Here is a 21,267-nt window from a genome sequence, read left to right on the forward strand (position 1 = left end):
AGTACCCGCAGATTATGGATGTGTAAACATCTGGATGGCTAAATGAGGGTATGACAATGGCAATTCTGAATCACACACTGGGTTTTCCACGCGTTGGTTTGCGCCGTGAACTCAAAAAAGCACAAGAAAGTTACTGGGCAGGGAATGCCACGCAGGAAGAGCTGCTGGCGACTGGCCGCGAACTGCGTGCTCGTCATTGGCAACAGCAAAAATTGGCGGGGGTGGATTTGCTACCGGTGGGGGACTTTGCCTGGTATGACCATGTGTTGACCACCAGCTTACTCTTGGGCAATGTGCCATCTCGCCACCAAAATAGCGATGGCTCCATCGATCTCGATACCCTGTTTCGTATTGCTCGTGGCCGTGCGCCCACCGGTCAACCCGCCGCCGCAGCAGAAATGACCAAATGGTTTAACACCAACTATCACTACATCGTGCCGGAGTTTACCCAAGGCCAGCAGTTCAAACTGGGTTGGACTCAACTGTTGGATGAGGTGGATGAAGCCTTGGCTTTAGGGCATAAAATCAAACCCGTCTTGTTGGGCCCGCTGACCTATCTGTGGTTGGGCAAAGTGAAGGGTGAACCGTTTGATCGCCTGTCATTGCTGACGGATATTTTGCCGGTTTACCAGCAAGTATTGGCTGAGCTGGCTAAACGCGGTATTGAATGGGTGCAGATTGATGAACCGGCGCTGGTGTTGGCGTTGCCGCAGGATTGGTTGGCAGCCTTTAAACCGGCCTATGACGCCTTGCAAGGGCCGGTCAAACTGCTATTGACCACTTACTTTGATAGCGTGAGTCATAACCTTGAAACCCTGCGTACTCTGCCGGTGCAAGGGTTGCATGTGGATCTGGTGGCAGGAAATGATGACCCCGTTAAGCTACATCATGAGTTGCCGAAAGAGTGGTTGCTTTCACTGGGGGTAATTAATGGTCGCAACGTTTGGCGGGCTGATTTGAGCCACTGGTTTGAACGCCTGCAACCGTTGCTCAACACGCGTCCGTTGTGGATAGGTACGTCTTGCTCACTGTTGCACAGCCCGATTGATTTAAGCGTAGAAAGCCGTTTGGATAGCGAGGTAAAGAGCTGGTTTGCTTTCGCCTTGCAAAAGTGTGCCGAGCTGGCATTGCTCAGTCATGCCTTGAATGCACCAGGAGTAGGCCAGCAAGTGGAACTGGAGGCTTACAGTGCGCCAATCCGCGCTCGCCGCCAATCTAGCCGGGTGCATAATGCTCAGGTTGAAAAGCGCTTGGCCGCCATTACCGGCAAAGATAGTGAGCGCCAGCACCCCTATGTGCAACGTGCTCAGGCTCAGCGTGATCGTTTTAACTTGCCTGCCTGGCCCACCACCACCATCGGCTCCTTCCCTCAGACCACTGAAATTCGCAGTTTGCGCCTGGATTTCAAACAAGGGCGCCTGGATAGCAAACATTACCGTACCAGCATCGGTGAACACATCAAACAAGCCATCGTTGAACAGGAACGTTTGGGGCTGGATGTGTTGGTGCATGGTGAGGCTGAACGTAACGATATGGTGGAATACTTCGGCGAACACCTTGATGGCTTTGTTTTTACCCAAAACGGTTGGGTACAAAGCTACGGTTCCCGCTGTGTGAAACCGCCGGTGATCATTGGTGATATCAGTCGTCCACAAGCCATTACGGTGGAGTGGGCCAAATTTGCCCAGTCGCTGACTGACAAACCGGTGAAAGGCATGTTGACCGGACCGGTGACCATTCTTTGCTGGTCATTCCCCCGTGAAGATGTGACGCGCGAAGTGATTGCCAAACAGATTGCCCTGGCATTGCGTGATGAGGTGGCGGATTTGGAAAAAGCCGGGATCGGTATTATTCAGATCGATGAGCCTGCATTACGTGAAGGTTTACCGCTGCGTCAATCTGATTGGGCGGCGTATCTGAAGTGGGCGGTGGATGCTTTTAAACTGAATGCTGCGGTGGCGCGAGATGACACCCAGATCCACACCCATATGTGTTATTGCGAGTTTAACGACATTATGGAAGCGATTGCCGCACTGGATGCGGACGTGATTACCATCGAAACCTCCCGTTCTGATATGGATTTGCTCGAGGTATTTAAAGAGTTTGATTATCCGAACGAGATCGGGCCAGGGGTATATGATATTCATTCACCGAATGTACCGAGCGTAGAGTGGATTGAAACCCTGTTGCGTAAAGCGGCGCAGAATATTCCGGCAGAACGTTTGTGGGTTAATCCTGATTGCGGCTTAAAAACCCGTGCTTGGCCAGAAACGCGTCAGTCGTTAGCTAATATGGTCCAGGCCGCTCGACGTTTGCGTGAGCAGCAGATTTAAAATTTATCACTGCACCGGCACGATAGGCCGCAGTAGAAAAATTTGAGTGCGACTGGCAAGGGGCGTTCGGTTCATTGACCTTGGTCTAGACACTAAATAATTCGAGTCGCAGCCAACCCCCAAGCAGCTTGAAGGATGACGAGTATAACCGTAAAAATACAGGGGCAAGTTTGCCCCTGTGGGTTATTTGACGCCGACGACCCCATGCTGGGTAAACCATTTCAGCATACGTTGCCAGCCGTCGGTTGCCGCGGCGGCGTCATAGCTCAGGCGGTAATCTGCCAGGAAGGCATGACCGGCCTCCGGGTACACCACGATTTCAGCATCGGCATTGGCGGCGCGGATCGCCTGCCGCATAGTTTCCACGGTATCTTGTGGAATACTGCTGTCTTGACCACCGTACAGACCAAGCACCGGTGCAGAAAGGTGGGTAGCGATATCAACCGGGTGTTTCGGCGAAAGTGCGGTTTTTCCCCCCACCAACTTGCCATACCAGGCCACGGCAGCTTTTAACTGAGGATTGTGAGCCGCATACAACCAGGTAATCCTCCCTCCCCAGCAGAAACCGGTGATTGCCTGTTTACTGGCATCGCCACCATGACGGATTGCCCAGTTGAAGGTGTTATCCAGGTCCGCCAGAACTTGGCTGTCCGGAACTTGACTCACCAGTTGCTCTATTAGCTCACTGATTTCACTGTACTGTCGGGTATCCCCTTGGCGGAAATAGAGTTCTGGTGCAATCGCCAGATAACCCTGTTTTGCCAGGCGGCGACACAGGTCCTGAATATGTTCATGTACTCCAAAGATCTCCTGTACCACTAAAATGACTGGTAATGGACCCGAGTGATTGGCCGGTTTAGCGATATAGGCAGGGAGGAGGTCCTCTTGTGAGGGAATGGTGGTCTCTCCAACATGAATCTGGTGATCATCGCTCAGGATGGTTGAGGTTGCTAAAGGCGCTACCGCAGGGGGGAATCCCCCTTTGGCTGGTTGTAGTGTTATTTCAGGTTCAGCTTTCATTGCAGGCTCCATGCGGTATCGAGAGGAAAACGCAACGGGGATTAATCAACTTGGCTATAACTTTGGTGTTAACTTTGGCTATAACTATAGGCCAAGTTACCACTTATATGGGTATGGGGGGTATTTTGTGTTGTTGATGGGTTAACAAGATGAGCCAAAAAATAAACCAACTGAATCATCACAATGGGTAGACTTGGCATTTGGTGTGATTAATTTCACAGTAATAATGTAGATTGGTTTTTGTTTCTTGTTTAATGGTGATTATGATCACTCAATTTTCAAAGGATTTTCAGTAAAGTGAGCTTTTCCTCCTCCTATGCCCACTTTATAAGGAGCTACCCATGTCACAATCTGATGTTTTCCATCTTGGCCTGACAAAAAATGATTTACAAGGAGCGACGCTGGCCATTGTTCCTGGTGACCCGCAGCGCGTGGAGAAAATTGCCAAGCTGATGGACAAGGCAGTACATCTGGCTTCCCATCGTGAATTTACTTCCTGGCGTGCCGAGCTGGAGGGTAAGGCGGTGATTGTGTGTTCCACCGGTATTGGTGGCCCCTCTACCTCTATTGCGGTTGAAGAGTTGGCGCAATTGGGTATTCGCACTTTCTTGCGTATCGGGACTACGGGAGCGATTCAAACCAATATCAATGTTGGCGATGTGCTGGTCACCACGGCAGCGGTTCGCCTTGATGGTGCCAGCCTGCACTTTGCCCCGATGGAGTTCCCGGCAGTGGCGGATTTTGACTGTACCACTGCGTTGGTTGACGCCGCCAAGGCCTGCGGTGCAACCACCCATATCGGCATTACGGCTTCTTCGGATACCTTCTACCCAGGGCAGGAGCGTTACGATACCTACTCGGGGCGTGTGGTGAGTCATTTCAAAGGTTCTATGGCAGAGTGGCAATCGATGGGGGTGATGAACTACGAAATGGAATCCGCCACCCTACTGACCATGTGTGCCAGCCAGGGATTGCGCGCAGGGATGGTGGCCGGTGTGATTGTCAACCGTACCCAGCAGGAGATCCCGGATGCACAAACCATGCAAAAAACTGAAAGTCAGGCGGTGAAAATCGTGGTGGAAGCCGCTCGCCGTTTGCTGTAATACGACACCCAAGTTGATTCAAGTTGCAGGATAAAAAGGCGAGGCGTTTTTGTTCTGTAGCTTGAATGGCGATGGGGTATCATTGAGGTTCACCTTGGTGGGGCCGGTTTTCTTTGGGCCACTAACACGCCAGTCCGTTCACCATTCAACGCTAATCTGTTACGGTAACCCTCATTGCGATCATACTGTCGGTCCGTTTTTCGGATGATTGACGCCTTGTTGGCTGTGATAGTCGCTATCCCCAAACCATAAGTGAGAGGCCGTTTATGCCCCCTAAGACTTTATTGCATCCTTCGCTGGTACCGCTTGATGGTGGTATCAATTTTCGCGATTTAGGTGGTAACAGTATGGCCGATGGCCGCCGTATCAAAAGTGGGCTGCTGTTCCGTTCGGGTTCCTTGGATCGCTTGAGTGAAAGTGACCGTGCTTTCCTGACCCAGGTGCCGGTATGTGCGGTACTGGATTACCGTGACGCGGATGAAGTGCAGGCTAAACCCGATAGACTATGGCAATGTGTTGATTACCAAAATATTCCAGCCAATCCCCTCAGCCATGAAGTGAATGCCAATCTGGATAAACTGACCAGCGAGCTGCTTGCCGAGTTTGATGCCCGGGCGTTTATGCTAGAACTTTATCGCCGTTTACCGTTCAACAATGCGGCCTATCATCAACTGGCACAATGGCTGGTACAACCTGAAAGGGGGGCTATTGTGCAGCACTGTGCAGTGGGTAAGGACCGTACCGGGGTGGGGGCCGCGCTGGTATTACTGGCGTTAGGGGCGGATGAAGCCACCGTGATGGAAGATTATCTGTTGACGGAAACCACCTTGGCGGTGGTGCGCGAACAGATGCTGGCTCAACTTGCTACGCGTTTGAATGCCCCTGCCCTGGCGCAGTTTGCTTATGTACTCAGTGCGAAAGAAGAGTTTCTGGCGGCAGCTCTGGGGTGTATTCGTGAGCAATATGGCTCAACGGACCACTGGTTGCAGGCAGAATATGGCTTGGGGCCAAGCCAGCGGGAAAGTGTGCAGGCGTTCTATCTGGAATAACGTGCTGTTTAGGTTTAACGGTGGGAAATGAAACAGTTACTTTCTAAAGGAGGATACTCTTGAACCTCTATGACATTATTGACTGGGTGAGTGAAGTGGTGCGCCAGCACCAAGGCTGGGCGGTGCCGATTGTCTTTGTTTTGGCATTTGGTGAGTCGCTGGCTTTCCTCTCTTTATTGTTACCTGCCACTGTCATTTTATTGGCTTTAGGGGCGCTGATTGGCGAAAGTGGTATCGCCTTCTGGCCAATCTGGACTGCTGCTGTTGCCGGGGCTTTTTTCGGTGATTGGCTTTCCTACTGGGTGGGCTATCACTATCAGGATCGGGTGGCTCAGATGTGGCCATTGTCGCGTAATCCGCAATTATTGGTGCGAGGGCATGCGTTTTTTGAACGTTGGGGCGTATTGGGCATCTTTTTTGGCCGTTTCTTCGGTCCGTTGCGCTCGGTGGTGCCACTGGTGGGTGGGATCTGTGCCATGCCACAAACCTTGTTTCAGATTGCCAATATCACTTCGGCGTTAATTTGGGCATTTGGTATCCTGGCTCCGGGCGCATTTGGCATAAAGTGGCTCAGCCAGTGGATGGGGTAAGATACGTTACCCTGACCATGCTACTGATGCTGTGTCACTGAACTACCCCACTGTTGTTTTGCCCTGCAATTTCATTGAACTTGAGTAACGACAACCTTGTCACGCAGGATCACGAGCGTCGCTAACCGCCTACGGCCTGATTGATGACAAGTAGAGAAAGCCTAAGAACTCCCCATTATCCTCTAGTTAAGCGTTCAGGGTACCAGCGTGAGCTTAACGCCGTGCTGGGCTAGCATGTCACGGGCACTTTCAGGTAGCTGCCCATCGGTGATTACCTGATCGATCACCTCCCAGCCAACAACCTTGAAGGTCCCCACTTTGCCATATTTCGAGGAGTCGCAGATAAGAATGCGTGTGGCGGCTGCCTCCACCACGGCACGTTTGACCGGCACCTTCTGCTCACTGGGGGTGGAGATTCCCATAACATCCCAAGAGGAAGAGGACAGAAATGCGATATCGAGATGCAGGTTGCGCAAGAAATGGGCTGTCGCCTCGCCGACGCAGGACTGGTTCTCCCGAATGACTTGGCCACCTGTATGGTAAAGACGCCCGCGAAAGTGATCGATGAGATAAGCACAGACCATGAAGTCATTGGTCACTATCATCAGATCTTCCCGCGCTGCCAGTTCACGGGCCAGTTCGAGAGAGGTGGTGCCGGCGTCAAGATAGATGGTACGGCCTTCGGCAACTTGGGCGGCGGCGCTACGTGCAATAGCCAGCTTGGCCTCTTGCATCAAGCCACGTTTATCCGCATGGGTGGGTTCGCTCTTGATGCGCTGGGAGAGACTAACGCCTCCTGAGACGGAGAGAACTCGCCCTTTTTCTTCCAGTTTCTGGATATCGCGTCTGATGGTCATGTGGGAGACCTCCAGCCGCTCAGTCAACTCCGTGATGCTGATAGCACCACGTTCGGCCAGCAGGTGCAGGATCTGTTGTTGTCTTTCTACGGGGATCATGGGCAATCCGTAACGATAAAACGATATCTCATATTATCCCATCAGGACGGGAAATTTTGATAAAAAACCGTATTTCTGTTTGTGATTCACGTAAATTCACAGTCATAGGCTATTTAAGCCATCATTTCTCTATCAAAACCGCAATTATCACAAAATTTAACATGTAGGCAGTTAAAAAATGTGATCTCCGCTTGATATTTCGCTACAGTAAAACCTTACTATCGACACATTCGTTGGAATTGAGGAATAGACAGATGAATAGACCTTACCACGTAGCCGTCATCGGCTTAGGGGCCATGGGTATGGGAGCCGCTCGCTCCTGCCTGCGGGCCGGGCTTGCCACTTATGGCGTTGATCTTTCGGCGAAAGCCCGTGAACAGTTGCAAAGTGCCGGTGCGACAGCGGTCGTGGATGATGCCCGCCCCTTGGCGGAGACGCTGGATGCAGTCCTGCTGCTGGTGGTCAACGCCGCTCAGGTACGCCAGATCCTATTTGGTGACAATGGCCTGGCTACTCACCTCAAACCAGGAACCGGCGTCATGATCTCTTCCACCATTGCCGCCGACGACGCAGCTGCTTTGGCCCGTGAACTAACCGCCTTGGGTCTGCTGATGCTGGATGCTCCCGTTTCTGGTGGTGCAGTTAAGGCCGAGTCCGGTGAAATGACGGTTATGGCGGCTGGCTGCGATGAAGCCTTCGAACGCTTGCAGCCGGTGCTTGATGCCGTGGCTGGTAAGGTCTATCGAGTCGGCAGTGAGCCGGGACAAGGGAGCACGGTGAAGATCATCCATCAATTGCTGGCTGGGGTGCACATTGCGGTGGCCGCTGAAGCCATGGCGCTGGCAAGCCGAGCAGATATCTCTCTCGATTTGATGTATGACGTGGTGACTCACGCTGCTGGTAACTCTTGGATGTTCGAAAACCGTATGGCACGAGTACTGACAGGTGACTATCAGGCCCGCTCTGCGGTTGACATTTTCGTCAAGGATCTCAATCTGGTGGCCGATACTGCACGGGATCTGCATTTTCCGCTGCCGCTGGCGAGTACGGCACTTAACATGTTCCTCGCCGCCAGCAACGCCGGTTACGGCAAAGAAGACGATAGCGCGGTCATCAAGATTTTTGATGGTATTACCTTGCCAAACAGCGAGGGCACCGCATGAAACTGGGCGTAATTGCAGATGATTTCACCGGAGCCACAGACATCGCCGGTTTTCTGGTAGAAAACGGCTTGGCGACGATTCAGTTTTCTGGCATCCCAGCAGAAGCCGATCTGACAGGCGTTGATGCGGTGGTGATCAGCCTCAAGAGTCGTTCCTGTCCAGCCCACGAGGCGGTACACGACTCCTTGGCTGCCCTCGAGTGGCTCAAGGCGCGGGGTTGCCCACGCATCTATCAGAAATATTGTTCCACCTTCGACAGCACGGCGGCTGGCAACATCGGCCCAGTCACTGATGCCTTATTGGATGCACTGGACTGTCAGTTTACTCTGATCTGCCCAGCACTGCCGGTTAACGGCCGTACTGTTTATCAGGGCAACCTGTTTGTCGGCAGCCAGCCATTGTCCGAGTCCGGCATGCGCCATCACCCCATCACCCCCATGACTGACAGCAACCTGCTGAGATTGATGGAGGCTCAAACTCAAGGGCGAGCTGGTCTGGTTCCCTTTACTACCATCGCTCAGGGGCCTCAGGCCATTGAACAGGCTTTTGAGCAGTTGGCTGCTGAAGGGGTGCGCTACGCGGTGGTTGATACTCTCACCGAACAGCACCTACTGGATATTGCCGCCGCCGCCATCGACATGCCATTGGTGACCGGCGGTTCTGGGCTGGCTATTGGTTTGGCGCGGTTGTTGAGTAGCGGCAACCAGGCCGCAGCGCGTCAGGCGGGTCGTCCGCTTGGTAAACGGGCTGTAGTACTGTCCGGTTCTTGCTCCGAAATGACTAACCGCCAGGTCGCTTGTTATCGGGCAACGGCACCGTCATTGGCCCTTGATGTATCGGCCTGCCTGCATCGCTCCGATTACCCCGCTGAGTTGGCTGGTTGGGTATTGAGCCAGTCAGTGACTCCGGCACCGATGATCCACGCCACCACTAGCCCGTCCGAACTTGCTGCCATTCAGGCTCGTTATGGACGAGAGGCGGCGAGTGAGGCGGTAGAACACTGTTTTGCCCAAGTGGCCGTGCTGCTGCGAGATGCCGGTGTGGATAGCTTTATCATCGCTGGCGGCGAAACATCGAGCCGGATCACTCAGGCGCTTGGCATCGCCGCTTTCCATATTGGCCCCCAGATAGCCCCTGGTGTTCCATGGGTGAGGGCGACTGATGCCCCTCTGTCACTGGCCCTTAAATCAGGCAATTTTGGTGATGAGACGTTCTTCAGCCGAGCACAGGAGTTTTTTCATGACTGAACAGGCCTTGCGCGACACGATGGTGATGCTAGGCGCATCCCTCTTTGAGCGTGGTTATGCGACTGGCGGTGCGGGTAACCTCTCGGCCAAATTACCCGATGGCACCTTGCTCGCCACGCCGACTGGCTCTTGCCTCGGTCGACTCGATCCGACACGCCTCTCGACAGTGAGCATGAGTGGTGAGCACTTGGGCGGCGATCGTCCCTCCAAAGAGGTGTCCTTCCACCTGGCCATCTATCATAACAACCCCGCTTGCCAAGCAGTGGTTCATCTCCATAGCACCTATCTGACCGCCATCTCCTGCCTAGAGGGATTGGACCCAGCTAACGTGATCCGCCCCTTCACGCCTTATTACGTGATGCGGGTCGGCCAGTTGCCACTCATCCCCTACTACAAACCGGGGGATGCCCGTATCGCCGAGGAGCTAGGGCGCCGTGCCGCTGATGGCAACGCCTTCTTGCTGGCGAACCACGGCCCGGTGGTAACCGGCAAAAATTTGATTGATGCAGTTAACAACATGGAGGAGTTGGAGGAGACGGCCCGCCTCTCTCTACTGCTGCAAGGCCAGCAGATCCGTTATTTGAGTGAGCCTGAGATCAATGAATTGAGGAAGCTGAAACCATGAGCAAGTTTGCCGCCAATCTGACCATGTTATTTACCGAACTGCCTTTTCTGGAGCGTTTTGCCGCCGCCCGCCAAGCTGGCTTCGACGCAGTTGAGTTTCTGTTTCCCTATCAGTGGCCAGCCGCCGAATTAGCCCAGCAGTTGCAGCAGTACGGCCTTAGCCAAGCGCTGTTCAATATGCCTCCGGGTGACTGGGCGGCAGGGGAGCGCGGCATGGCCGCCATCCCAGGGCGGGAAGCGGAATTTCGTGCCCACTTACCGACCGTGCGCGACTACGCCCGTGCCTTAGGTTGTACCAAGGTGCATGCCATGAGTGGCATCGTCGATACAGCCTACAACCTGGCAGCTCACCGGCAGACCTTGATCGACAACATCCGTTTTGCGGCCGATTTTCTGGCGGAAGACGGCATCAAAGTGTTGCTTGAGCCACTCAACGATAGGGACGTACCTGGCTATTTTCTGTCCCACCAACTTGATGCCTTAGCGCTGGTGCAGGAGATAGACCGGCCCAACGTGGCCGTGCAGCTTGATCTCTATCACGCGCAGATCATGGACGGTGACTTGACTCGCCTCATTGGCAAGTTGGGGCCGGCTATTGGCCATGTTCAGATAGCCTCAGTGCCTGATCGTCATGAACCGGACGAGGGGGAGATAGCCTATCCGCACTTGTTCAAGGTACTGGCGCAGGTGGGCTACCACGACTGGATCGGTTGTGAATATAACCCCAGAGGCAATACCCAAGAAGGTCTGTCCTGGCTGAGACAGCAATAACCACCCTACACACGCACGATTCCGAGGATAGCAAGATGCAGATCATCATTACTGGCGGAGGCGGTTTTCTGGGACAGAAACTCGCCCATGCCCTATTGCACAGTTCTCTCCCTTTCAGCGAATTGCTGTTGGTAGACATCCAGGCACCGCAGGCTCTAGCCGATCCTCGTGTGCGTTGCTTACAGGCGGATCTCACCGCGCCGGGGGTAGCGGATTCGCTGATCAGCGAACGCACCAGCATTGTTTATCACCTGGCGGCTATCGTTAGCAGCCACGCTGAACAGGATTTTGACCTTGGCTGGCGGGTTAATCTGGACACTACCCGCAGCCTGCTTGAAGCATGTCGTCATGCACGAACGGGTATTCGCTTTGTCTTTACCAGTTCCCTTGCTGTTTACGGTGGACCGTTGCCTGAAGTGGTCAACGACAGCACGGCGCTCACGCCCACTTCCTCTTATGGCACGCAAAAGGCGATGGGAGAGCTTTTGGTCAACGATTACAGCCGCAAGGGATTTGTCGATGGGCTGGTGCTTCGTTTACCCACCATCTGCGTGCGGCCGGGCAAACCAAACCGGGCTGCCTCGTCGTTTGTCAGTAGCATCATCCGCGAGCCTCTACAGGGGGAGCAAGCGATCTGCCCAGTGAGCCAGGAACTGCGTCTCTGGCTCTCAAGCCCCGCCACCGTGGTGCACAACTTCCTGTTGGCGGCCACACTGCCCAAAGGAGATGGTCGTAGCATCAACCTGCCGGGTATCAGCGTCACTGTCGGTGACATGCTGACTGCGTTGACTCAGGCCGGAGGGCAGGCAGCCGGTGATCGGGTCAGCTTTTCTCCAGACCCAGCCATTGAACGCATCGTTGCCAGTTGGCCTGGGCGCATAGATAACCACCGAGCACTCGAGGCTGGTTTCATCGCAGACAAGACGTTTGCTGGGATCATCGACAGTTTCATGACCCACGACATGCAGGAGGCATCATGAGCTCTATTCCAACGCCTATCATCGGACTGATCATTGCGGTCTTTGTCTTGGTATTCTTGGTAGTTCGCACCCGAGTCCATGCGCTGATCGCTATGTTGATCGCGGCTTGCATCGCCGGCCTTACCGGGGGCATGAGTGTCGACAAGACGCTCTCTGTCATCACTGCGGGCTTTGGTTCTACCCTAGGCAGTATTGGTCTGGTTATTGGCCTCGGGGTGATGATGGGGCGTCTGCTGGAGGTATCGGGTGCTGCCGAGCAGATCGCCTACAGCTTCATCAAGTGGCTTGGTAAACGACGCGAGGAGTGGGCTCTGGCCATTACTGGCTACATTGTCAGCATCCCCATCTTCGTGGATTCCGCTTTCGTTATCCTTTATCCGGTGGCCAAAGCGTTGGCAAAAAGCGGTAAACGCTCCCTGCTCACCCTCGGGGTGGCGTTGGCGGGGGGGCTGGTGGTGACTCACCATACGGTACCACCTACCCCCGGGCCTCTTGGCGTCGCGGGTCTGTTTGACGTGAATATCGGTTCTATGTTGTTGATGGGTATGGCCTTGGCGGTGCCCTGTGTGCTCGGTATTGTTTTATATGCTCAGTGGCTCGACAAGAAGTATCCGGAATTTGGTCAGCAGATGCAAAAAGAGCCGGATGAGCTGCAAGCTACCTTTGATCAATATCTCAAGGAGAAAGAGAACAAGCCATTACCGAGCCTGAGCCTGTCACTGCTGCCGATATTGCTGCCGATCGGGCTCATATTTCTTAATGCCATCTGTATCACGTTGGGCAAATTGGGGTGGATGGGTGATTTAGCGTCAAACCCGGTGGTTCAGGTTATCACCTTTATCGGCAACCCTATTATTGCGCTTGCCATCAGTGTGCTGCTGGCTATCTATACGCTGGTACCGCATATGGATCGCCACACCACTGCCGCGCGTCTGGAAGAGGGGCTGCAATCGGCCGGTATCATACTCCTGGTTACCGGTGCTGGTGGTGCCTTGGGTGCCGTACTGCGTGACAGTGGTGCGGGCAAGCAGTTGGCCGAGCAGATCGCCCTACTGCCCATCTCACCGATCCTTATTCCCTTCATCGTCTCGACCCTGGTACGCCTTATCCAGGGGTCGGGCACTGTGGCCATGGTGACCGCTGCCTCTATCTCGGCACCTATCTTGGCTCAGATCCCAGGGGTCAATATGCTGCTGGCTGCCCAGGCTGCCACCATGGGCTCGCTCTTCTTCGGCTACTTTAATGACAGCCTGTTCTGGGTAGTTAATCGCATGATGGGGATCTCTGACGTCAAGCAGCAGATGGTGGTTTGGTCCATCCCCACGACTATCGCTTGGGCTATTGGTGGCACTAGCGTGGCGCTGCTTAATCTGCTGTTCGGCTCAGGCGGTACCTGGCTTGACCCCGTCTTGCCGCTGTTGGTGTTGGCACTCATCATCTGGGGGGTACGCCGCCAGCAGCTTCCGACACCTATCGAGACCGCGCCTGACAATAACTAGAGAGAGATTTAAGCAAGCAGAAATAACAAGCAGAAATAACAACCAGAAATAACGAGAAAAAGAGAGTGGGTCTAACAGGCCTGCTCTCTTTCTCAATGAGTGCTTTTTAATCAATTTGAGTTGTTTTGAGTAGAAGTCAGCTTTTATATTACAGGGGCACTTTAAGCTATTCGGTAATCATTGACGATAGAGTGCGGATTTGATCACGTTTTGGTATTTCCTTGCTGATTTCTATTTATTTATTTCTTTGGTGATGTTAGTTTTCTTATAAGTGGATTGTCACTGTTATTTTACATCTCATTATTTAAGTGTCAGCAGGTGACGGGTGCGAATAAATGCATCTAACGCCCAGACTACTTGAAATATGCAGAGTATAAACAGGCAAAACCCAAACCCGATGGCAGTTAACTGTTATGGGTTTGGGTTTTTTATTGCCCAAAAAAAGGGGTAATCCACCGCTGGTGAATTGTTTTGATGTTATTAATAGATTATCGACATAAATATAATTCTTGTATTTGTATATATGAAACTTATTGTTTTGCGTGATAACTTTCAAAAAGGAATATGAAATGAAATTTAAAACCTGGTTGTTGGCTTCAATGCTTTCTCTCTCTTCTTTCTCGGCATTCCCTGTTTTGGCAACAGAAAATGACAGTATAAATATCTATTTTGCGCGTCATGGTAAAACCATTCTGAATACCTACGATAAAGTACAAGGGTGGTCAGACTCACCGTTGACATCAGACGGTGTTGAAACTGCCCGTTATTTGGGCGCCGGGTTGAAAGGGATCCCCTTTGACAGCTATTACACCAGTGATGCAGGGCGCCAGCGGGAAACGATGCAGGTGATCCTGCAAGAGACGGGTAAGTCAGCGGTTAAGGTCACGGAACTCCCCGGCTTGCGTGAGATGTTCTTTGGTGGTTTTGAGGGCACGCCGAATAAATATATGTGGGATTTTGCGGCTAAACGTGCCGGTATGGCCTCCTCTGAGGTTTTGTTTAAACAAATTGCTGAGGGGAAAGTCGATCTTGTCACGATGGTTAATGTCATCAGCCAAAGTGATGAAAAAAAAGAAGCAGAGAGTGCATTGCAGGTGAAAACACGTATGAAAGGTGCAATGGATACCATGGTACAGAATGCTTTAAAGAATGAGGATAAAAATATTCTCTCGGTCTCATCAGGGCTATCCATGCTGATGATGCTTTCTGATATGACCGACAGTCCAAACAAAAATAAACCGTTGAAAAATGCTGCAGTAGTAAAAATAACCTATAAGGATGGTAAATATACTGTGGTTGATATTGGTGATATGAGTTATGTCGCTAAAGGGAAAGAGATCATAAATAAAAAATAATTATACTTTCAATGGCTTTATCTGCAGGTTACAGGGGAATAATTTGAATGCTACTGACAATGACTCCGATAGCGGCGGAGTTCAGGGTGAACTATTCATGCTCTAAATAATTCAAACCACTTGAATAATGACGAGCAGAACCAAAAAACGCCAACACCACCGCAGTTTGAATGAAAATGAGAGTCCCCCTCTGAAGGGGGAACGATACTATTTCAGTGGATGAAAAAATGAAGAAATATACTTTATGTTGTTCTATTGCTATATCACTATTATCAAATCATGTGCAGGCAAAAAATGAAAATGCCCTCACATCACCACTTTTTACTTCGCCATTTTTTACTGATAGTCAGGCGCAATTATCATTGAGAAATGAGTTTAGATATCTCAAGGAAGATGCCACCGACCAGAAGAAAGTCCATAGTGCTTGGGGGCAAGGTTTCGCACTGGGTTATCAATCCGGCTATTGGGCCGATATGATCGGTATCAATGTTGATTATTACGGCGCGGTAAAACTGGGGGCTAGCGATTATTTTGATTCCCGAGGGGTGTTATACAACAATGGCTCAGGTAATAACAAAGATAATGCGACGGGCTTTAGCAAATTTGGTCAGCGTTATATCAAGCTGAAAGGAGACGTCGTTGGTGTGGCGCTGAATGCTCAAGGGGGCTGGCAAACGCTACGTAACTATGGCGTTATCACTAACTCGACCCGGTTATCTCCTACCAGCTATCTGGGGTGGTCGGGTGGGATGGAAGGCGGCGGGTTCTCCTTGCGCGGGGCTTATGTGGAACGCACCATGGCGCGTAATTCCCCTGATAGTCTGCGGTTACAAACCAACGAGGGCCGCTATATCAATCATCTCGCCACTGGTGAATTGGGCTATAAGAGTCAACCGTTTAACGGTCAACTGGCTTATGGTGAGTCGCAGAATTATTTGCGCCGCCAGATCCTGAAAGTCGCCTTTAACCCGGTTGAGAAACTTAGCCTGGGTAGTCAGATTTATACCACTCAGGCGCTGGATGATTATAAATCTATGGCACTGAACCGGCGTAATTTCGACAATAATGCCAACCACTATGCCTTTGATGCTAAATGGCAGGAGCCACTTTGGAGTCTTAAGCTGGGTGTTTCTCACACCCGTGCACCTAAAGGTGGGGGGGAGCTTGGGTCTTATCCGCGACATATGACCAGGGACTCACGAGGAAACTTTACCTCCATGGCTTATTCTGGTGAAGACTATATGCGAGATGGTGAAACTATGCTGGCAGCCTGGGCTGAGTACCGAATCACCCCGGAGTTGACGGCGGGTTTGACGGGTAACGCCGCTCAGTTCAGCTACCAAGGCGTTGCGGTGCGCACCGGGGAAATCAACGTCTTTGGTCGCTGGGATCCTTCTCATCCCACGCTGAAGAACTTGACGGTGTTTGCGATGGTGGGGCCGGGGTGGTCCTATAAAAATCGCAGTAAAACACCGGTGATATCCGATGGTCAGTATCAGACATCCCACTCACTAGGGGCGCAATTTATCGCCGAGTATCGTTTCAAACTGTTCTAACCCATCTTAATTAGCGCGGTGACTGAGCAGGTTACCGCGCGCTCCTCTAAGCAGGTGTCCGCAACTCATTCAATAACCGTCAATAATACCCTCACTTGCGTGGGGACGAGGATTAATGAAAACTGACTGGACATCCATACAGTCTCCCTTTAACGTGGCGGGTAATCAGTGCGAAGGCGCTATACCTTGGTTTATTTAAGTTATAGCCAGGTGCTTTCGCCGCTTGAATGAATCTGGGTATCACCCGCGATATAAAAGGGGGCAAGTTGGAAATCACGTTGGTTTACGCTATGGGTGGCGTTGTTTTTGGCCTACTGATCGGGGGGGTGATCGCGAGTTGGCGTGGGCAACAGCAGCGAGCGTTGCATGAAACTGATAGGCGATTGTTGGAGCAATCCTTGCAGCAAGCGCAGCTTGAAACCACCTCTAGCCAAGAGACAGTGCGGCGCTATGAACAGCAATTACGGCAAAATGATCTGGAACTGCGTGCACTACATAGCCAATTGGCCGCCGGGCAGGAAAGGTTGCAGCACCTCAATCACTGGCGTAATCAATGTGAACAATTAGATCAGGCGTTGCGCGCCCAACGTGAAATCAATAGTACACAAGAGGCGAAACTGCGTGAAGCGACGGTTCGTTGGGAAGAGACACGTATTGCTGCAGAAGAGAAACAGCGGTTATTAATCAGCAGTGAACAGCGGTTGACGACGCAATTTGAAAACCTGGCCAATCGTATCTTTGAAAGCAGTGGTCGTAAGGTCGATGAACAAAACCGGCAAAGTCTGGATCGTCTGCTGTTACCGTTACGCGAACAGTTGGATGGTTTTCGCCGCCAGGTACAAGATAGTTTCGGCCAGGAAGCTCGCGAGCGTCATACATTGACCCATGAAATACGTAATCTACAGCAATTGAATGCGCAGATGGCGCGTGAAGCGATCAACCTGACCAAGGCACTGAAGGGGGATAACAAAATTCAGGGTAACTGGGGGGAAGTGGTCTTGGGCCGGGTGCTGGAAGCCTCCGGATTGCGTGAAGGGCATGAGTATCAAACTCAGGTCAATGTGCGCTTGGATCACCAAAGCCGTCTGCAGCCCGACGTCATTGTGCGTTTGCCGCAAGGTAAAGATGTGGTGATTGATGCCAAGATGTCACTGGTGGCTTATGAGCGGTACTTCAATAGCGATGATGATAGCGAACGGGAAGTCGCATTGAGCGAACATATTGCTTCTCTGCGCGGGCATATTCGTCAATTGGGGCACAAGGACTACCAGCAACTACCTGGCTTGCGCTCACTGGATTATGTGCTGATGTTTATCCCATTGGAGCCCGCATTCCTGTTGGCTATTGATCGTGAACCGGAATTGATTAGCGAAGCCTTGAAGCACAATATTATGTTGGTTAGCCCAACCACGTTGCTGGTGGCATTGCGAACCATTACCAACCTGTGGCGTTATGAACACCAAAGCCAGAATGCCCAGCGTATCGCCGATCGCGCAGCTCGGTTGTACGACAAGATGCGTCTGTTTGTTGATGATATGTCGGCGCTGGGGCAAAGCCTGGATAAAGCGCAAAGTAGTTATCATCAGGCGATGAATAAACTGAGTTCGGGGCGTGGTAATCTTATCGGCCAGATAGAGAGCTTCCGAGCTCTGGGGGTGGAGGTCAAACGGCCCATTAACCCGCAATTGGCCCAACGGGCCCATGCCCAGTATGAGGATCCTCCCGCCGAGTCAGAAGAGAATATGGCTGAATTATCGGTGGTTAAAGAGGGTGAACACCGGGCAGAACAACCTGGCTCATCGGCAGGGTGATGCGGTGAGAAAGTGGGGTATTGCGTGGCTTTCTGGTACACTCTCGACACTAAATTGACGTAATAGCAGGCAAGACAATGGTAGATCAAACGCAGGAAACCACCGACTTTGGCTTTCATACTGTCGCCAGAGCTGAAAAACAGGCCATGGTGGCCAAGGTTTTTCATTCGGTAGCAGCAAAGTATGATGTGATGAACGACTTAATGTCGTTCGGTATCCACCGTGTCTGGAAGCGTTTTACCATTGATTGTAGCGGCGTACGCCGTGGTCAGCGGGTGTTGGATCTGGCCGGGGGCACCGGTGATCTGGCCGCTAAGTTTTCCCGCATGGTGGGGGAACAGGGGCAGGTGATTCTGGCTGATATCAACGACTCGATGCTTAAGATGGGGCGCGAAAAACTGCGTGACCAGGGTATCGTCGGTAATATCAGCTATGTACAGGCCAATGCGGAAGCACTCCCTTTCCCCGATAATTATTTCGACTGTATTACCATCTCTTTTGGCTTGCGTAATGTCACTGATAAAGACAAGGCGTTGCGTTCCATGTTTCGCGTACTCAAGCCGGGTGGCCGCTTGTTGGTATTGGAGTTCTCCAAGCCGCTGTTGGAACCCTTGAGTAAAGTCTACGATGCCTATTCATTCCATATCCTGCCGAAAATTGGTGAGCTGGTGGTGAAAGATCCAGAGAGTTACCGTTATTTGGCAGAGTCGATTCGTATGCATCCGGATCAGGAAACGTTAAAGGGAATGATGAGCGACGCCGGTTTCGACAACGTGACCTATTTCAACTTGACCGGTGGGATTGTTGCGTTACATCGGGGATACAAGTTCTGATATGGAAATGCTGATGTTGCTCACCCCGCTACTGACCGGACTATTGGAAACGTCGCTCAATAGTTTGTTGTTTCGCGACCGCAGCATGAAAGCGGCTCGCCAGCGGCTGGTGGGTAAAGTATTACGTATTGAGTTACAACAACTCTCTTCACCCTTGGTGCTGGTATTTAGCGAGCAGTGTGTGGATGTATTGGGCGAATCGGAAGAGGTTGCTGACTGTACGCTGAAAACCAGCATACCGGTGTTGATGAAACTGCGTGATCGCCAACAACTTTCCCCGCTGATACGCAGTGGTGAACTGATTGTCGACGGTGACATTCAGGTGGTGCAGCAACTGGTGGGGTTGCTCGATCTGGCTGAATGGGACCCAGCGGAGTGGCTGGCACCCTATGTGGGGGACATTGCAGCAGAGAGCCTTGGCCAAGCGGTCAGTAAAGTGGCCGGTTTACTCAAATCAGGCTGGCATAACCAGCAAGCCTATGTGGCACAAACTCTGACGGAAGAGTGGCGCATTGCCCCAGGAGCACTTGAAGTGGTGTGGTTTAATGAAGAGGTTGATACGGTGGCCCGCCATGTGGATGCACTGATTGCTCGTATAGATAAGTTGGAGGGTAAGCGATGACGCCTGGCGAAATCTGCCGCCTTTACCTGATCGTCAGCGTTTTTCTTAGCTATGGTCTGGATGAGTTGATCCCCAAAATACGTTTAACACTGCCGTTGCGTATAGGGCGCCGCCTGCTGTTCTGGATGCCAAACCGCCATAAAGATAAAACGTTGGGTGAACGCTTGCGTTTGGCTTTACAAGAGCTGGGCCCGGTGTGGATCAAGTTTGGTCAGATGATGTCGACGCGTCGTGATCTGTTCCCACCCCATATTGCTGATCAACTGACCCTATTGCAGGATCGCGTCGCACCTTTTGATGGCAATTTGGCGCGACAATATATCGAACAGGCGATGGGCGGCCCCCTGGAAACCTGGTTTGATGATTTTGACCAACAAGCGTTGGCCTCTGCTTCCATTGCGCAAGTGCACACCGCGCGCTTGAAAAGTACCGGGAAAGAGGTGGTGTTGAAAGTGATCCGTCCTGATATCAGGCCGATTATCAACGCCGATGTGCGCCTGATGTATCGACTGGCGGATTGGGTGCCGATACTGCTGTCCGATGGTCGCCGCCTGCGCCCACGTGAGGTGGTACGCGAATATGAAAAGACTTTGCTGGACGAATTGAACCTGATGCGCGAAGCGGCAAACGCCATTCAATTACGCCGTAATTTTGATGGTAGCCCGATGCTGTATATCCCCGAAGTCTACGCGGATTACTGCCGTGAAAGCGTCTTGGTGATGGAGCGGATTTACGGTATCCCAGTGTCAGATATTGCGGCCCTTGAACAGCAGAACACCAATATGAAACTGCTGGCAGAACGTGGGGTGCAGGTATTCTTTACTCAAGTATTTCGCGACAGTTTCTTTCATGCCGATATGCATCCGGGCAATATTTTTGTCAGCCATGAACATCCGGAAGATCCGCTCTACATTGGTATCGACTTTGGCATTGTCGGTTCCTTGAACAAGGAGGATAAACGTTATTTGGCAGAGAACTTTATCGCCTTCTTTAACCGTGATTATCGCAAGGTTGCCGAGTTGCATGTTGATTCCGGTTGGGTGCCCCATGAGACCAATGTGGAAGATTTTGAGTTTGCTATCCGTACGGTCTGCGAGCCGATTTTTGAAAAGCCTTTGTCGGAGATCTCATTCGGTAATGTGCTGCTGAATTTATTCAATACCGCGCGCCGCTTCAATATGGAAGTGCAACCGCAACTGGTGTTGTTACAAAAGACCCTGTTGTATGTTGAGGGCCTGGGTCGCCAGCTTTATCCTCAGTTGGACCTGTGGACCACCGCCAAGCCATTTCTGGAAAGTTGGATGCGGGACCAGGTCGGTATTCCAGCCATACTGCGGGCGTTGAAAGAAAAGGCCCCATTCTGGGCTGAGAAACTGCCGGAGCTACCTGAATTGTTCTATGATGGACTACAGCAACATAAACGGTTACAACAAAGTGTTGAGCAGCTTGCAGGCCAGTTGCAGGCTCATCGGGTTCGCCAAGGTCAATCACGTTATTTATTTGGTGTTGGCGCTACACTGCTAATCAGTGGTACGATTTTATTGTTGGGGGGCGTTGAGGTCTTTCCGCCCTGGCTGATGGCTTCGGGTGTTGTCGCCTGGGTTATCGGTTGGAAACGAACCCGATAACCTAACGAAAATAGCTTTACGCTCTCAGTAATGAGTGTTGCAGCCAACACCGCTGCAGTTTGAATGGCGACGGGTATATACCCTAAGTTCATTCAAGTTGCAGGTAGGCGGCAAACGAGAGAGCCCC

General features: G+C 51.9%; 18 protein-coding genes. 16 read left to right on the forward strand and 2 right to left on the reverse strand.

The annotated features are described in order from the left end of the window. The first annotated feature begins 56 nt into the window (after positions 1–56). Positions 57–2,333, forward strand: coding sequence for a 5-methyltetrahydropteroyltriglutamate--homocysteine S-methyltransferase (gene metE / locus AC2A06_RS13870; RefSeq protein ID WP_484380673.1), 2,277 nt, complete (start codon positions 57–59; stop codon positions 2,331–2,333). A gap of 183 nt (positions 2,334–2,516) precedes the next feature. Here metE and AC2A06_RS13875 read toward each other — a convergent pair whose 3' ends face one another. Next, the gene (locus tag AC2A06_RS13875; RefSeq protein ID WP_484380674.1) at positions 2,517–3,353 is read right to left on the reverse strand and encodes a dienelactone hydrolase family protein; all 837 of its coding nucleotides are present in this window, start codon (positions 3,351–3,353) and stop codon (positions 2,517–2,519) included. 341 nt (positions 3,354–3,694) lie between these two features. Between AC2A06_RS13875 and udp the strand changes: the two genes are divergently transcribed. From udp to AC2A06_RS13890, 3 genes are all read left to right on the forward strand, one after another. Further along, positions 3,695–4,456: a uridine phosphorylase gene (udp, locus tag AC2A06_RS13880; RefSeq protein ID WP_023491164.1), complete on the forward strand. Its 762-nt coding sequence runs from the start codon at positions 3,695–3,697 to the stop codon at positions 4,454–4,456. Between the two features lie 266 nt (positions 4,457–4,722). Beyond that, the gene (locus tag AC2A06_RS13885) at positions 4,723–5,505 is read left to right on the forward strand and encodes a tyrosine-protein phosphatase (RefSeq protein WP_484380675.1); all 783 of its coding nucleotides are present in this window, start codon (positions 4,723–4,725) and stop codon (positions 5,503–5,505) included. 59 nt (positions 5,506–5,564) lie between these two features. Then, the gene (locus AC2A06_RS13890; protein WP_023491162.1) at positions 5,565–6,095 is read left to right on the forward strand and encodes a DedA family protein; all 531 of its coding nucleotides are present in this window, start codon (positions 5,565–5,567) and stop codon (positions 6,093–6,095) included. 194 nt (positions 6,096–6,289) lie between these two features. Here the strand turns inward: AC2A06_RS13890 and AC2A06_RS13895 are convergent, their stop codons facing one another. Beyond that, entirely contained in the window at positions 6,290–7,051 is a 762-nt protein-coding gene (locus AC2A06_RS13895) for a DeoR family transcriptional regulator (protein WP_484380676.1), read from the reverse strand. Positions 7,052–7,305: 254 nt separating this feature from the next. On the opposite strand from AC2A06_RS13895, the gene ltnD reads away from it, so the two are divergent. The 12 genes from ltnD to ubiB all read left to right on the forward strand — a co-directional run bounded on the left by ltnD (position 7,306) and on the right by ubiB (position 21,140). Further along, positions 7,306–8,214: an L-threonate dehydrogenase gene (ltnD, locus tag AC2A06_RS13900; protein WP_484380677.1), complete on the forward strand. Its 909-nt coding sequence runs from the start codon at positions 7,306–7,308 to the stop codon at positions 8,212–8,214. Next, positions 8,211–9,461 carry a 3-oxo-tetronate kinase gene (gene otnK, locus AC2A06_RS13905; RefSeq protein WP_484380678.1) on the forward strand — a complete coding sequence of 417 codons (1,251 nt, stop codon included), beginning with the start codon at positions 8,211–8,213 and terminating at the stop codon, positions 9,459–9,461. The genes ltnD and otnK overlap by 4 nt, the downstream gene beginning before the upstream one ends. Then, positions 9,454–10,086 carry a 3-oxo-tetronate 4-phosphate decarboxylase gene (otnC, locus tag AC2A06_RS13910; protein WP_484380679.1) on the forward strand — a complete coding sequence of 211 codons (633 nt, stop codon included), beginning with the start codon at positions 9,454–9,456 and terminating at the stop codon, positions 10,084–10,086. The genes otnK and otnC overlap by 8 nt, the downstream gene beginning before the upstream one ends. Beyond that, positions 10,083–10,856: a 2-oxo-tetronate isomerase gene (gene otnI, locus AC2A06_RS13915; protein ID WP_473196227.1), complete on the forward strand. Its 774-nt coding sequence runs from the start codon at positions 10,083–10,085 to the stop codon at positions 10,854–10,856. The genes otnC and otnI overlap by 4 nt, the downstream gene beginning before the upstream one ends. 35 nt (positions 10,857–10,891) lie before the next feature. Continuing rightward, complete coding sequence (denD, locus tag AC2A06_RS13920; protein WP_023491154.1) at positions 10,892–11,836, forward strand: D-erythronate dehydrogenase; 945 nt, start codon at positions 10,892–10,894, stop codon at positions 11,834–11,836. Then, on the forward strand, positions 11,833–13,335 hold the full coding sequence (locus AC2A06_RS13925; protein ID WP_484380680.1) for a GntP family permease: 1,503 nt from the start codon (positions 11,833–11,835) through the stop codon (positions 13,333–13,335). Before denD ends, AC2A06_RS13925 begins: the two co-directional genes overlap by 4 nt. Before the next feature lie 569 nt (positions 13,336–13,904). Beyond that, positions 13,905–14,690 (forward strand): histidine phosphatase family protein, encoded by a 786-nt coding sequence (locus AC2A06_RS13930; protein ID WP_484380681.1) that lies wholly within the window; start codon positions 13,905–13,907, stop codon positions 14,688–14,690. Between the two features lie 227 nt (positions 14,691–14,917). Further along, positions 14,918–16,246 (forward strand): OprD family outer membrane porin, encoded by a 1,329-nt coding sequence (locus AC2A06_RS13935; RefSeq protein WP_484380682.1) that lies wholly within the window; start codon positions 14,918–14,920, stop codon positions 16,244–16,246. Between the two features lie 266 nt (positions 16,247–16,512). Beyond that, on the forward strand, positions 16,513–18,057 hold the full coding sequence (gene rmuC / locus AC2A06_RS13940) for a DNA recombination protein RmuC (protein ID WP_484380695.1): 1,545 nt from the start codon (positions 16,513–16,515) through the stop codon (positions 18,055–18,057). Positions 18,058–18,134: 77 nt separating this feature from the next. Next, entirely contained in the window at positions 18,135–18,890 is a 756-nt protein-coding gene (ubiE, locus tag AC2A06_RS13945; RefSeq protein ID WP_023490767.1) for a bifunctional demethylmenaquinone methyltransferase/2-methoxy-6-polyprenyl-1,4-benzoquinol methylase UbiE, read from the forward strand. Between the two features lie 13 nt (positions 18,891–18,903). Then, positions 18,904–19,512: a ubiquinone biosynthesis protein UbiJ gene (ubiJ, locus tag AC2A06_RS13950; RefSeq protein WP_484380683.1), complete on the forward strand. Its 609-nt coding sequence runs from the start codon at positions 18,904–18,906 to the stop codon at positions 19,510–19,512. Then, on the forward strand, positions 19,509–21,140 hold the full coding sequence (gene ubiB, locus AC2A06_RS13955; protein WP_023490765.1) for a ubiquinone biosynthesis regulatory protein kinase UbiB: 1,632 nt from the start codon (positions 19,509–19,511) through the stop codon (positions 21,138–21,140). The genes ubiJ and ubiB overlap by 4 nt, the downstream gene beginning before the upstream one ends. Positions 21,141–21,267: the final 127 nt, after the last annotated feature.

It is taken from the genome of Serratia sp. HNCC26DJ244 (assembly GCF_057180565.1).

Coding starts and splice junctions, on each gene's coding strand:
- AC2A06_RS13935 (WP_484380682.1), top strand. CDS start 14,918: ATGAAGAAATATACTTTATGTTGTTCTATTGCTATATCACTATTATCA.
- otnI (WP_473196227.1), top strand. CDS start 10,083: ATGAGCAAGTTTGCCGCCAATCTGACCATGTTATTTACCGAACTGCCT.
- otnC (WP_484380679.1), top strand. CDS start 9,454: ATGACTGAACAGGCCTTGCGCGACACGATGGTGATGCTAGGCGCATCC.
- denD (WP_023491154.1), top strand. CDS start 10,892: ATGCAGATCATCATTACTGGCGGAGGCGGTTTTCTGGGACAGAAACTC.
- AC2A06_RS13885 (WP_484380675.1), top strand. CDS start 4,723: ATGCCCCCTAAGACTTTATTGCATCCTTCGCTGGTACCGCTTGATGGT.
- otnK (WP_484380678.1), top strand. CDS start 8,211: ATGAAACTGGGCGTAATTGCAGATGATTTCACCGGAGCCACAGACATC.
- AC2A06_RS13895 (WP_484380676.1), bottom strand. CDS start 7,051: ATGATCCCCGTAGAAAGACAACAACAGATCCTGCACCTGCTGGCCGAA.
- ubiB (WP_023490765.1), top strand. CDS start 19,509: ATGACGCCTGGCGAAATCTGCCGCCTTTACCTGATCGTCAGCGTTTTT.
- ubiJ (WP_484380683.1), top strand. CDS start 18,904: ATGTTGCTCACCCCGCTACTGACCGGACTATTGGAAACGTCGCTCAAT.
- ubiE (WP_023490767.1), top strand. CDS start 18,135: ATGGTAGATCAAACGCAGGAAACCACCGACTTTGGCTTTCATACTGTC.
- ltnD (WP_484380677.1), top strand. CDS start 7,306: ATGAATAGACCTTACCACGTAGCCGTCATCGGCTTAGGGGCCATGGGT.
- AC2A06_RS13930 (WP_484380681.1), top strand. CDS start 13,905: ATGAAATTTAAAACCTGGTTGTTGGCTTCAATGCTTTCTCTCTCTTCT.
- AC2A06_RS13875 (WP_484380674.1), bottom strand. CDS start 3,353: ATGAAAGCTGAACCTGAAATAACACTACAACCAGCCAAAGGGGGATTC.
- udp (WP_023491164.1), top strand. CDS start 3,695: ATGTCACAATCTGATGTTTTCCATCTTGGCCTGACAAAAAATGATTTA.
- metE (WP_484380673.1), top strand. CDS start 57: ATGGCAATTCTGAATCACACACTGGGTTTTCCACGCGTTGGTTTGCGC.
- AC2A06_RS13925 (WP_484380680.1), top strand. CDS start 11,833: ATGAGCTCTATTCCAACGCCTATCATCGGACTGATCATTGCGGTCTTT.